This is a genomic window from Pseudoprevotella muciniphila (genome assembly GCF_003265305.2).
Taxonomy (GTDB): Bacteria; Bacteroidota; Bacteroidia; order Bacteroidales; family Bacteroidaceae; genus Alloprevotella; species Alloprevotella muciniphila.
Genome location: NZ_CP033459.1, coordinates 472,695 through 485,798 on the forward strand (window position 1 = coordinate 472,695; position 13,104 = coordinate 485,798).

Below are 13,104 nucleotides of genomic sequence, written 5' to 3' on the forward strand. Positions count from 1 at the left end.
CACAAATATTCCATTTAGATTATTTCATAAAAATAACAATAGAATTAAGTGTTCAACTTTCACGTAGTTCCTTTATATTTTGTTATCAAATCTTGTCTATCAAATCTATATGAATTCATATAATGTTCAAATGACAATTCATATTGTCGATTCTTAGCCATGTATCTATTATACATTTCAAAGTAATATGCAAATCCTTTCTGTCGAAACCTTTTGGCATGTTTTATCAGCGTCATAGGCGTCATCACAATTAAAGGTCTGTTAGCAGCCAAACGCCTAATTGTTTTGTTCTTAAGAGATTTAAGGTAGCTATTCCAGATGATACCATTTAATCCTTCTTGGTTAACATTTGGGTCTGATAATACTAGCACAGGATACACTTTCTTTCCGCTACCAATAGATGCCCAATGGAAGTTATTGTTTCTGATGTTTTGTAAATGGCCAGTAAGTTGCCCAACCCCTTTATGATCATCACGACCAGCACCTAAAATCTTTTCTTTTAGTTCTTGTATGATTAAATTATAGTTCTTTTGTTCTTTTACCCAGCCATTAAGCCTTATATCCTTACACTCAAACAAAATTGCATGTCGATGCGAGATTAAAACAAGATCAGGTGCACCTAATTCATTCTCTTTTTTATCGTAAAGAGCCTCCATCCTAGCTTCTGTATACATTTCATACCCACTATGACTAGATTCCTTAACATATCTGTACAATAGTGTGTTTTGAACGAAATCTGTTGTTATTAAATCTTTAATAGAACCAACTCTATTCTTTTTTTCTGGTATTTCCTTATTTATCTTTGGCAAATCAAAATATAAACTGTTATAAGCTTTGCCGAGAAAAAGTGGTGATGAATAAAGAATGTAACTATCGCCATCATCAATGACTGGAGATTCACGAAAATAACGATAGTCAGAATTACCTTCCCTATCTTCTTTGGATGAAGAAGCATATTTCATTTCCTTAGATGTATCTAATATCATATGATCGTAAACAGATTTCTCCATCAAGTTATCTATATCACATTCCAATGTTTTCTTGAGTCTTCCTGCGTGTCCAATACTTATTGTTCTTGCAGATATTAGGGTTAAAACATACCTCTTCCATGAAGTTCCATAATGAGTTTCGAATGCATTGAGCAGATTTTTGTTTTGAATGTTAGAACTCTCTAAGTATTTGAAAAAATGATATGCGTAAACGTATTGTTGTATTGCCAATTCTTTTAAATCTTTGCCTAAATCTACATAACACAGATTATTCAAATAAATCAGTTCATATTTTTTTATTCCTTCAACAGCATGAAATTTGCAAATTGTTTGTTGATTAATTTGCAATATTGCTCTAAAAAGATCCCATTCAAATTTTGAATATGATTCATCGTCTGATATTTTTTCTGGCATAGAATATGTGTACCTCAACAATTCTAATCCAGATATAAAGCTACAGAAAAAGAAATCAGTATTAGGATATATCGATTGTGATTTGAAAACATGAAATCTTCTCATAATCTCTTGATACTGCCCTTTGTTTCTTTCAGAAAAGAAATGAATACACTTTTCAAACTCACCTTCTCCATAGTAAGTATCTAAAGCTAGTGCAACATTTATCAACGACTTACGGCTATAATGAGACAAAATATCTTTCACATTTATTTCTGGTTCTTCAGGAAACAAATCTTTAAAGGTGACATACAGATGTATTCTGTATTTATATGGAGACATGTATTTATTCATATTAATTATCTGTTATTAAACCTAAACATCAAAGGATCTATCTGACGGATATCGTTAAACTCAAATATACCAACTCGATCACTGGTCGGCAATAATATATGCTTAGCTTCATTCTGCAAATATGCCATACCTTTAACATTGAAAGCAATAGGAAAAACTTCAAGATAAAAAGAATGTCCTAAAAGCCAAAAATGGTACACGCCATATTCCCTCATAGCGTCTAATAGTATATCTGACATACCCAAATGAGGTCTATCTTGTTCTTTCTCTGCAAGAATGATATCGTTGAAAGCATAGTACACACGTAACTCGCCATAATTGTAACGAGCATATTGTCTTACACTATCAAATATTAGGTTATTACCATCACCTGTTACTTGATGATATTTTTGTAAGAAACATTCATATAACCCTCTCTTCAACTGTCTACAGAGAACATCATTTCTGAAATTTTGACGTATTTTTATCGAATGAGTACTATGGTGATATGAAAAGAAAGTTGAACGTAACTTCTTGTATGAATTCTCGTTAAGATTTTGGCAAAAGAAGCGATATGCATTGAATATCTCTTTGAATGTCAAATCAATCGATGGCACACCATGTACCTTGGTTGTTCCAAAGTAATGATTGCATTCATCGCATACATCTGTACATGTATCCTCGCCACCTAATGCATGAGGAAAAACATGTGGAATGTTGTGAAATGATGCTCCATCAGCAATAGTGCGACCACACCATATACATTTGCCAGTAGATATGTAATTACCAATAGTCACTATAAAAGGATTTGTCTACAAATACATAGAATAATTGTTATTTGACCTATACATTTTGCCCAAAGGGATAATATTTTAACCTCTCTTCCCCTCCATCCTATCAATAAATGTTTCATAAATCAATGAATAGGCATCACTTGCAATGAATACTATGCCTGGGCGCAGAAGAGATTGCATATCATTGGTAAACTCAGGATCTTCCATCTTCTCCTGCATGTTATTGACAAACTGCTTGTAAGATGGAGCCTTGCCAACTACGAACTCCATATATCTCTTATAACACTGAAGGACTTTATCAGCATCCACATCCTTGCGCTGTAAAGCGATATAAAGGTCAAAGAGGTCACGACCTTTCTTGCGCTGGTAAAGGGCACGAAGTTTGGTGCCCAACAATTCCTCGAAATGATAGGTCGTCAACTCGGCTTCGCCAGTGAACCATGAATTCTCCACTTTGAACGGAATCTTTGTCAGCCCAAGTACGTTGAAATGTTCAAAGCAGTTGATTTCAACTTTCAATCGTATCTGCACTGTAGGCGGTATTTCAGACTCCACACGGAACAGCATAGTATTATTATATCGTTTCTGCTTAGTTACCCTATCTGGCAACCAATCTAGAACTTCGCCCAATCGATACATAATAGGCTTGATAGGTCCAGGAGTAATCTGAACCAAGTCAATGTCTTCACTATATCGAGGCTGAGGCGAGAGATAAAGTTTATGCAGGGCTGTTCCACCTCGGAATGCCAACTGCGATGCAAGGAACTCATCACTAAAGATGGAAACCAAGGCACGGCATATAATCAGATCTTGCTCTATCTGCGCATTATCTATCCAGGGAGCATGCTCACTCCATTGTTGTATTGCTGTTCTGTTTATCATATATCGTCCATTTCTATTTCTACGTTTATGTTTATCTTCCATCGACTATCTCTGGATGATGGATTATCTTCTGCCGATGTACTTAAAGGTTGATATTTGAAATACCCCGAAGATGCACGAAGCTGTTCATACAAGTCATCTGCCAAGTTTTTTTCCTTAACGACATTTTCAAGTATATAGCCAAGTCGTTGCCATACAACCTTTTTCACATAAGTTGCAAGTGGCGCAAACTGATTATTAATGTCAATCTGCTCTGAAAGTTCTTCAAGTATGGTGGCGACTCGCGACAATCCGCCTACATGTTGTTGATATTGCACTAAGTCAGCGGCGGTTAGAAGAGGATTTGATATACGGATAGTTCCCGTTTCAGTATTCTTTGTAATCAGGGCTTCCTCTGGCAGTCCATCCCGATAAAACCAATCTATGGTTACATTACGAGTAGAGACTGTCCTACGCTTAGGAAAAGTCGTCATTACAGAGAATTGCTGGGGGCGCTGATGAGCTGCACCAAGCATCTCGGCTGCACTAAGCATACATACATAGTAAGGCTTTTGCAGATACGACATTAACTGATCAATATAATAGGTTGCTGGCACAGATCCACGCAACACATATTGAGTGGGAATAATAACGTAATACCCTCTATATACACTGGCTATAGTCTTGTTTGAACTAAGTCTGGAAAGTTCATTTTGAAGAATCTGTTCTGAAGAGCACAAGTCAACAGCCCTAACATCCTCAACAGAAAACGTAGGAAAGCCATGAATAGCTCTATCTTCAATCCACTTTTGTAATGTCATACTGAGTTATTTTGGTGCAAATATAATAAAATAAATATTATCTTTGTACTGTTTTTGCCTAAAATCACTCTGTTTTATAGAATTTTATCTCAAAATTCGCATTTTTATCGAATTTGGAAGCAAAATACACGCATATAACTCTAAATATGAGATATGATAGCCGTCCAAAAGAAAGAGAAGCCAATTATTCTGTTTGATAGCGCAACCCTTTGGTTTAGTTTATACCCATATTAAATATCCATAACCTAAACTAAACCTTAATGCAAGAATGTGCAAAAATCTGCGTTAAAAAGTGTAAACGTGCAAAGAACTGGAAAAACGATTTTGCAGATGTTTGCATTTTCTTTTTTTGGACGGCACCCATATTTGCAGATTTTTGCCAATTTTGCGTCCCTATACTGTCCCTCGGAGTCACTTTTGGCGCCCATAAATAGGCGCATTTATACTGGCTATCAATCATTTACATTTACAGATATTACTTTCTGCATCGGAAAGTAGTTTTTTTATTGTCAGATGGCTGAGGGGTATGTGTGATTTTACTAAAATCAAGGGCTTATTAAAAGAAACTCTTGAAGTCGGTTCTAAGGGGACTAATCCGTGATTGTCGAAGCCTTGGACATATAATACGGGTATAAGAGAATAACCATTACATTTTTACGCCATTAGTAAATCCTTTAAGTTCTTAACATATTGATAATAACGACATATAACATCGTTGAATAAAACGCATCATCCTATTGTTTAAGGAACTTCGGGATAATATTTAAGCGCATCCGAAGGCCATCCCGTGACGTTTTTGCCGGTATCCAACAGTTGGATATCGTGTAGGTCATATTTTGACAGTTTAAAGTCGAATAATTCTATATTCTCTTTCATTCTCTCAATATGGATTGTCTTGGGGATGATTACAATGTCGTTTTGAATAAGGAATTTCAGTGCCACTTGTGCTGCTGTCTTTCCATACTTCTTTCCTATGCGATCAAGTGTTTCGTTCTTGAGGATATTGCTTCTCCCTTCAGCCAACGGACTCCATGCTTCCAGCGCCACGTTGTAAGGGATCATATATTCTATCATTTTGCGTTGCTGATAGAGGATATGAGTTTCACATTGGTTGACTGCAGGTGTTACTATGGCTTCATCAATAATATTTTGAAAGGTATTAGGATAAAAGTTCGAGAGTCCTATTGCTCTAAACATTCCTTTGCCATAGAGTTCTTCTAGTGTCTTCCATATAACCTTTGGATTTCCCACAGGCCAGTGAATGAGCATTAAATCCACATAGTCAAGTCCTATTTGTTGCATAGAACTGTCTATTGTGCGCAACGTATCTTCCCTTGTATAGCATGAGTTACAAATTTTTGTTGTAATAAATAGCTGCTCCCGAGGTATGCCACACGCCTTGACTGCATCTCCCACTCCTTTCTCGTTATAGTACATGGCTGCAGTATCGATGCTCCTAAAGCCTACAGAAAAGGCATCTTCCACGACTCTCTGCGTGTCGCGTTCAGGGATATTATAGACGCCAAGACCTACCATAGGCATCTTTATACCATTATTCAGTATTTTATATTCCATGGGGCTGTATCAGTCTTCCACATCGTTTTCAAGTTTCTTAATCAGTTTGGCTGGTATGCCACCAACAAGCGAGTTGTCAGGGACATCCTTTGTGACAACAGCACCCGCTGCTATTACAACATTGTTTCCAATGTTAATTCCCGGCAGGATGGTTACATTTCCCCCAATCCAAACATCGTTGCCTATCCGGACTGGTTCTGCTTTTGCCATATATCCACGTCTGGCTTTAGGTGAAAGTGGGTGTCCAACTGTTGTTATCAGTGTGTTCGGTCCAATCATCACGTGGTTCCCGATATATACTTCGCGGATGTCGAGGATAGTCAGGTTGAAATTACCTGTAAAGTCATTGCCTATGTAGATGTTTTTTCCGCAGTCGCAGCAGAAAGTCTTGGCTATCCACACTCTTTCTCCTACGCCGCCAAGCATTTCCTTCAGATAGGCATATTGGGCGGCATAGTCCCTGCCATCTATGGCATTGTATTCCTCACACCACTTGATGGCCTGAGTCTTGCGCGCGATAAGTTCTGCATCGGCATAACTGTATTCCAATCCAGATTTCATTTTCTCAATTTCAGTCATAACATCTGTTCTTATATTTTTCATACATCTTCCAGGCCTGCTGAACAGCATCTGGGGTATCTTCGTTATTGAAAAAAACTGCCCGAGGATTTTTTCCGAATGGTGCCCAATTTCCACATACTGTTCCATTGAGCGCGACGATGGGTTTGAAGATACCGTTTTTGTTATGGGCATGGTGCTGATACTCTTGAGGCAGCACTACATCCCGGCTCTTATAGCCAATAAGGTATTCATCGTATGGTGGTATCAACAGGTATTTTCCTTTTCTGAATCCACGGGTGCGACAGTTTTCCGTGAGGTAAAATTCACGTCCTTGCCATATTTCCTTGTGTATTTCGTTTCCTAAAAGTTCTATGCCTCGTTTGCAATCGCGAACGTTCAATCCCGACCACCATAAAAAGTCTTCCAATGTTGCCGGTTGGCGGCTTTGGAAGTATTTTCGTGTGAAGTGCATCAGTGTATCGTCTCGGTCATACACAGTCGGTTTCTTCACCTTATTGTCAGAAAGTGTGTAGGTGGCTTTAGTCGGGTGTAAATAGCCACTGCATATTGACCCAGACATTTCTGCCATACGGATATGGTACGACAGTCGGTGACTATCCATTCTGATATCTTTCTCTTTTAATGCTTGCACAAAGTCCTCTTTCGTCACACCTGCAGTATCACCTGCAGTACTTTCCAGGATACTCCGCACCTTTATTTCTTCTTCATCTGAAATATTGATCTTATTGCTACTCATCCATCCTTTTGTAACAGCAATGGCTTTTGGCGCACAGAGCCGAAGAAAATGCCAATAGTCTACGGAAGCAATCAGTTGCCATGTTCCTCGCATCAGATGCAGGCGGATGATCTGTCCACTATCGAAAGCCGCCTTGAAAACTTTGTGCGACGGATTACGTGTTCGCATTGCCACCGCCCACCTCATCATGCGATAGTCCTGCGCCTGTATGGCACCCATGTGGCTTACCAAATCTGCAGGGCTGTCGAGCTGCGGTGCTGCGAGTTGTTGATTGAGAAGTCGGATGGCTATAGGATTCATTTTTTACTCTACACTATTGTCTTATTTGAGGACAGTGCGAAGGAATTCGCGCATCAATCGTGCGATTTCGGTATGATGGCTTTCGAGGGTGAAGTGGCCGCTTGAAATAAAATGTATCTCCGCATTGGAGATAGGTCTTCATCGTCTTGTGTCATATTCTGCAACTTTGCACATAATCTATTTTCTGCTTGTTGTCCTCATTTCATTCTATTACTTCTATATAAAAACTGTATGGTCTGAAGCCGTCATTACAACTAATCATTGCACTCATCGGATTCCTCATCCATCCATCGTAAAAGTTGCCTTCACCTCGGGCAAGTGCTTCAACGAACTCACGCATTGAATACCACGCAGAAGGGCACATTCCTTCGGGTTGCTTCCCATCAATAGAAATCCATTGCTGTCCTTCCCTGATATCGCATGTGTGCTCGATAGGATTCTCAAACTTTTTAATCAAATCGGGATAGATTGTCTGTCGCAATGCAGTTATTTTTACTTTATTCATTCTATTTTCTATTTGTTTTTGAAAACGGAACATTTCATCGTCTTCACTCCATTATGAAATCCATCTTCACGGACGGCTTTTGGCAGTTTTGAAACTATGAGTTGATAGGCCTCCATAATCCATGCCTGGACCAAAGATTCGTCTAATTGCTCGTAATACACGTCACTCCAATGTTTTTTATTCCAATGGTAGGCTGGTGTTACTGCAGAAAATTGCGACCGAAGTTCTTCATTTCTTTCAGGTGGCAACTTCAATGCCAGCCTTGGTTCAGCATCATTTATATTATGCTTACCACCCCCTATCCAAAGGCAGACGAAGATCTTACCCTCCAGACGGAAAGTAATAATGTCATCACCAAATGGTTGGTCTTCAGTAACACCATAGAGCGACAACGTGTATTCTCGTACTTGCTCAATGTTCATGATTATTGTTTGTTTGAACAATTCTCAAATCTACCGTGCTTCTTGCAGATATACCTAATGAATGTTATTTCAATGTTTTACCATCTGAAAAAGCCTTGCCTACAGTTTTTCCCAACTGAATGTAAGTATGGTGTACGGGGTCGTAGGTGATAATTTTCATTTTCTCCACATCGGGATTACCGTCTTCAGCCAGATAATTTTCATCACAAAGGATATTGACGATTTCTGCAACGAGATAATAGCCCGTTTCTGATTCGTCAATTTTTTGTTTCACTCTACATTCAAGTGTCATTGGAAAAACTTTGAATAATGGGGCATTCACATTAGGCGCTTTCTCAACATTCCAACCAGTCTTTTCCATCTTGTCTGGCGTATTTCTTCCACTTACGATGCCAACATAGTCTGACGCCACCATTGTTTCAGTTGTGGCAAAGGCTACAGTGAAATCATCATTCTCTTTCAGATTGTCTGTTGTTGCATGAGAACCAAGCGAGATTACAATTTCATGCATATCCCACTGGCCGCCCCATGCAGCATTCATGGCATTAGGTTTTCCATTCTTGTCATAAGTACCGATAATCAGTACGGGTTGTGGAAGAATCCACGGTTTTGATGCAAAACTTTTCATAAAAATTGTTTTTATATGTTTATTAGAACTTCTTTGCTAATAGTGTTATGCCCGCTATGCACCTGCGAACTTAAATCAAAAACTACACCAAAATTACTCAAAAATCATTCAAACCTAATTTATAGAACACCCTTTTATCATATCCAATCAAAATTATCTTTTCCGGCACCTATTTCAAAATGACACTTTGCAATGCCCAGATCCAAGTTGGTGTAACCAATTATTGAAAACCTTTTATTAGCACATACTTGATGTCGATTATTATTCATACCAACATATTCAAAGTAGAATTTCTGCTGATTGACGGCAGTTGGAGCAAACAGCGCCGCTTCTACACCTTTTTTGAACCATAAAGGGGTACTGTCGCTTATGTTGCTTACTTGTTCCGGTGTCTTTATTTTATGCTCAACCCCATCCGTCTCACCATAACCAATAGCAATGTAGCAAACAATCTTCTCACTTTCGGCAAGAACATAAGTTCCAGGCACTTTCGAGTAACTTAGTCCTACCCAACAGGTATTTAAGCCTAATGTTTGAGCATACAGCACTAATTGCTCCCCATAATAGCCAATTCTTTCATCAAGGTCTTTGGCTTTCTTTCCTGCCATGACAATATAATTGTTCACTTTGCGGAACTTACCATATTTGGCCAATCTTCCTTGAAATGCCTTGGGTTCATTTCGTATCAGTTGAATATGCAAACGGCCTTTAATGTTAAGAACATCTATCTTTTCTTCCAAGGCCTTTACTATTTCCTCTGTCAAAGGTTGCCCGTTGTAACTCCTTACGCTATGACGCGCCTTTATGGCTTCATCTATGGTCATATTTATAACTATTATTATTGTTTAATTATTGATTCGTTGAGGTGTAATTGCCATTTCTCATCAGTATGTTTACGCCATTTATTCTCTATCTCGGTTGAAGACTTTGTCGATACTCACTTGGTGATTGACCTAAATGTTTGGTACAGTACCGACTGAAGTAAGATAAAGAGGCAAAATTCATCAGTTCCGCTATTTGAGTGAGCGACAGCCGTTCATCTCCTAAGTATTCTTTCAAGATGGGCATTGTATGACGATTGATGTAAGATATAACGCTATGTCCAGTCATACGCTTAACTGTGGCAGAAAGGTATTTTGGAGACACATTCAGTCTGTCAGCATAGTAACTTACATTACGTTCTCTGCGACTGACTCCAGAAGATAGAATCTCCATAAGTTGTTTTACGATGTATGCAGTCCTGTCGCTGTGTTGGTCACTTGCATCGCGTTGTGCGTGTGCTTCGAAAATGTCGTACATCATAGTCAGACAGAGACTTCCCATCAGTTCTTTGTAGAATTGCAGATTTTTGTCGCACATGCGGTCTTGAATCCGCTTAAAGTCGTAGAGTATATGTTCCGCTTGTTGGTCTGTAAGGTGAATGACAGGATTTTGATTTAAAGAAATACTACCGCCTATACTATAATTGTTTGAAGGTAATAAGTTCTGCAGAAACAGATAGTCCGCGGCCAACCATACCACTTTCATGTCGTTGTGAGCAGCGAGATTGCTTATTCGTTTTGGCATGGGAACAACTACGAGGTCGTTCTTTACGATGTGATAACATCTTTCGTTGAAAACAAAACTACCTTCACCTGCCGTGCAAATCAAATGCAAACAAGTGTTGCTCAATTCTGATGCATTTATATCGTAGAAATCTGTAGAATAGAGAAAATCTGTTTTCATGGACACAAAATTAAGCATTAAGTTATGAAAACCGAATCGATTTGTGGAAAAAGTAAAAATTATGATGTTTTTTGTAAAACTTAAACATAAAAAACACCTTGTACTTTTGCATCATAAAACTTAAAAAAATGGATTTCAGAATGCAAGATCGTATGGAGTTGAAGACATTAGTAGACTTCTACGCAACAGAAAGTGACAAGAACAATCAGGACTGCTACGTTGAGATTTTCCGTCCTGACATTAAGTTGAATGTATATTTTGGTGGTAAGTTGGGCATGAGTGCAACTGACGTTCAAGACATGATCCGCCAATATAAAGCCTTCGGTGCGGCAAAGGTGTCGTTCCACATGAACGGACAACAGAATGTAGATTTCATCGACGAAAATAACGCAACAGGGACTTGCTACGCATTGGCTACACTTGTAACAGAACAAGATGGCAAGGATGTATTGACCACACATGCTGTTCGCTACTATGACAAGTATGTGAAGATTGATGGTCGTTGGTGGATTGCCGAGCGTGAGCAACATTTTGAGTGGTCAACCAATCAAACACTTGGATAATATGGTAAAGCCTTTGAAATTGATACTGGCATCTGCAATGAGCCTATTGTTTTCTACAGCATGTAGTGGAAGCAATAAAGTAAGCACAGATGCAAATGATAATCAAACAAAAAACAAAACAACAGTTATGGCAAAAGATGGAAAAGCAATTGTAGTGTTCTTCTCACATGCTGGAGACAACTACGCAGTAGGAAACATAGAAGTGGGTAATACGAAAATTGTGGCAGATTATATCACAGAACTAATCGGTGCTGAACAGTTTGAGATAGTTACGCACAAGTATGATGGTATGGCTTATACCCCACTCATTGAATTGGCTAAAGAAGAAACAAGAAAGGGCGAATTGCCTGCATACGAGGGCGATGTTGATTTGAGCCAATATGACACGGTTTTTATCGGTGGACCTGTTTGGTGGGGTACTTACCCACAAGTAATGTTCACCTTCTTCAAGAAGCATGCTAATGACCTGAAGGGTAAGACAGTCATACCTTTCACTACTCATGAGGGTTCTGGTCTTGCCAACTGTGTTGAAGACGTGAAAGAAGCCTTCCCCGGTGCAAATGTTACAAAAGGTTTCTCTATCTATGGTCATGAGGTGAGAACAGAGAAAGCAAAGGTGGAAAAATGGCTTAAAACATTAGGATATTAACAATAATAATAATAATAAACAATACAACTATGCAGAATTTTGATTATATGACTCCTACACGGCTCATCTTTGGTAAGGAGTCGATAGTTAAACTTCCTGAGGTAATGCGTTCACTTGGCAAGCGCGTGTTACTGACTTATGGTGGTGGTAGCATTAAGAAGATTGGCCTCTATGACCGTGTGAATGAACTACTGAAAGACTTTGAAATTTTCGAACTTCCAGGTATTCAACCCAATCCCAAGTATGACCCCAGTGTGCTTGACGGTGTGCGTATGTGTAAGGAAAACCAAATTGACGTTATTCTCGCCGTTGGTGGCGGCAGCGTGCTCGATTGTTCTAAAGCCATTGCTGCAGGTGCAAAGTACGATGGTGATCCATGGGATTTGATCACCTATAAGGTAAAGGCTCAAGCCGCATTGCCTATTGTGGATGTTTTGACTTTGGCAGCAACTGGTAGTGAATACGACTGTGGAGGAGTTATCTCGCGTACCGAAACCAATGACAAGGTGGGCTACATGGATCCCCTGCTCTTCCCCGTTTGTTCTATTCTCGACCCGGTATATACTTTCACTGTTTCAAAGAAACAAACCGCAGCGGGCTGTGCCGACGCGATGAATCATACTATTGAACAGTATTTTGTTGCCGACTCCACACTACTGAATGATGGTTTTTGCGAGTCAATGTTAAAGAGCCTGATGGTAAATGCTACGAAATGCATCGAAAATCCAGAGGATTACACTGCTCGTGCTGAAATGATGCTATGCTGCACTTACGGTTGTAACGGAATTCTCTCGCTTGGCAATAGTTATAGTGGTTGGCCTTGTCATGGCATAGAGCACGCTCTTTCTGCCTACTATGACATCACACACGGCGAAGGGCTGGCTATCATCACACCACGCTGGATGCGTCACATCCTGAACGAGAAGACTATTGACCGTTTTGTGAAATATGGTATCAACGTATTTGGTATTGATGCAACTTTGCCTAAACAGGAAATTGCAGAAAAGGCGATAGATGCCACGTACGCATTCTTTGAGAGCATCAACATTCCCATGCATCTTCGTGAAGTTGGAATAGATGAAAGTCGTATAGACGAAATGGCTCACCACATTGCCGTCAACGAAGGCCTTGAGAATGCATACGCCCCGCTTACAGAAGAGGATATAAAGAAAATACTGATAGAGAGTCTTTAAATGAGAATCATTGTTTCTATTTTATTGTCAATTTT

The 13,104-nt window shown here is 39.2% G+C and carries 14 protein-coding genes and 2 pseudogenes; 3 read left to right on the forward strand and 13 right to left on the reverse strand.

What is annotated here, in order from left to right; all coding sequences use genetic code 11:
* Window positions 1–59 precede the first annotated feature (59 nt).
* From C7Y71_RS01980 to C7Y71_RS02035, 13 genes and pseudogenes are all read right to left on the reverse strand, one after another.
* A complete protein-coding gene (locus tag C7Y71_RS01980) occupies window positions 60–1,736 on the reverse strand; it encodes a hypothetical protein (protein ID WP_111897735.1) in 1,677 nt (558 codons plus the stop codon).
* A gap of 5 nt (window positions 1,737–1,741) precedes the next feature.
* Window positions 1,742–2,512, reverse strand: coding sequence for an HNH endonuclease (locus C7Y71_RS01985; RefSeq protein ID WP_193215941.1), 771 nt, complete (start codon window positions 2,510–2,512; stop codon window positions 1,742–1,744).
* A gap of 75 nt (window positions 2,513–2,587) precedes the next feature.
* A complete protein-coding gene (locus C7Y71_RS01990; RefSeq protein WP_111897733.1) occupies window positions 2,588–3,391 on the reverse strand; it encodes a nucleotidyl transferase AbiEii/AbiGii toxin family protein in 804 nt (267 codons plus the stop codon).
* The gene (locus C7Y71_RS01995; protein ID WP_111897732.1) at window positions 3,388–4,191 is read right to left on the reverse strand and encodes a type IV toxin-antitoxin system AbiEi family antitoxin domain-containing protein; all 804 of its coding nucleotides are present in this window, start codon (window positions 4,189–4,191) and stop codon (window positions 3,388–3,390) included. Before C7Y71_RS01995 ends, C7Y71_RS01990 begins: the two co-directional genes overlap by 4 nt.
* A gap of 741 nt (window positions 4,192–4,932) precedes the next feature.
* The gene (locus C7Y71_RS02000) at window positions 4,933–5,766 is read right to left on the reverse strand and encodes an aldo/keto reductase (protein WP_111897730.1); all 834 of its coding nucleotides are present in this window, start codon (window positions 5,764–5,766) and stop codon (window positions 4,933–4,935) included.
* Between the two features lie 36 nt (window positions 5,767–5,802).
* Window positions 5,803–5,952: pseudogene (locus tag C7Y71_RS12190) on the reverse strand (DapH/DapD/GlmU-related protein); the annotation flags it as partial.
* Window positions 5,953–6,186: 234 nt separating this feature from the next.
* Window positions 6,187–6,396 (reverse strand): annotated as a pseudogene (locus C7Y71_RS12195) (maltose acetyltransferase domain-containing protein); the annotation flags it as partial.
* Window positions 6,338–7,384, reverse strand: a complete 1,047-nt coding sequence (locus C7Y71_RS02010; protein ID WP_111897728.1) for a winged helix DNA-binding domain-containing protein — start codon at window positions 7,382–7,384, stop codon at window positions 6,338–6,340. The pseudogene C7Y71_RS12195 and the gene C7Y71_RS02010, both read right to left, overlap by 59 nt.
* A gap of 202 nt (window positions 7,385–7,586) precedes the next feature.
* Entirely contained in the window at window positions 7,587–7,889 is a 303-nt protein-coding gene (locus C7Y71_RS02015; RefSeq protein ID WP_111897727.1) for a TIGR04076 family protein, read from the reverse strand.
* An 8-nt stretch (window positions 7,890–7,897) separates the two neighbouring features.
* Window positions 7,898–8,332 (reverse strand): MmcQ/YjbR family DNA-binding protein, encoded by a 435-nt coding sequence (locus C7Y71_RS02020; protein WP_226943516.1) that lies wholly within the window; start codon window positions 8,330–8,332, stop codon window positions 7,898–7,900.
* A 43-nt stretch (window positions 8,333–8,375) separates the two neighbouring features.
* Window positions 8,376–8,939 carry a flavin reductase family protein gene (locus C7Y71_RS02025; protein WP_111897726.1) on the reverse strand — a complete coding sequence of 188 codons (564 nt, stop codon included), beginning with the start codon at window positions 8,937–8,939 and terminating at the stop codon, window positions 8,376–8,378.
* A 137-nt stretch (window positions 8,940–9,076) separates the two neighbouring features.
* Window positions 9,077–9,763 carry a nitroreductase family protein gene (locus C7Y71_RS02030; RefSeq protein WP_111897725.1) on the reverse strand — a complete coding sequence of 229 codons (687 nt, stop codon included), beginning with the start codon at window positions 9,761–9,763 and terminating at the stop codon, window positions 9,077–9,079.
* An 85-nt stretch (window positions 9,764–9,848) separates the two neighbouring features.
* Entirely contained in the window at window positions 9,849–10,664 is an 816-nt protein-coding gene (locus tag C7Y71_RS02035; RefSeq protein WP_111897724.1) for a helix-turn-helix domain-containing protein, read from the reverse strand.
* Window positions 10,665–10,792: 128 nt separating this feature from the next.
* Here C7Y71_RS02035 and C7Y71_RS02040 point away from each other — a divergent pair, with 128 nt between their 5' ends.
* From C7Y71_RS02040 to C7Y71_RS02050, 3 genes are all read left to right on the forward strand, one after another.
* Complete coding sequence (locus C7Y71_RS02040) at window positions 10,793–11,227, forward strand: nuclear transport factor 2 family protein (protein WP_111897723.1); 435 nt, start codon at window positions 10,793–10,795, stop codon at window positions 11,225–11,227.
* A gap of 127 nt (window positions 11,228–11,354) precedes the next feature.
* The gene (locus C7Y71_RS02045) at window positions 11,355–11,876 is read left to right on the forward strand and encodes a flavodoxin (protein ID WP_226943518.1); all 522 of its coding nucleotides are present in this window, start codon (window positions 11,355–11,357) and stop codon (window positions 11,874–11,876) included.
* Window positions 11,877–11,905: 29 nt separating this feature from the next.
* On the forward strand, window positions 11,906–13,069 hold the full coding sequence (locus tag C7Y71_RS02050; protein WP_111897721.1) for an iron-containing alcohol dehydrogenase: 1,164 nt from the start codon (window positions 11,906–11,908) through the stop codon (window positions 13,067–13,069).
* The last annotated feature ends 35 nt before the right edge of the window (window positions 13,070–13,104 follow it).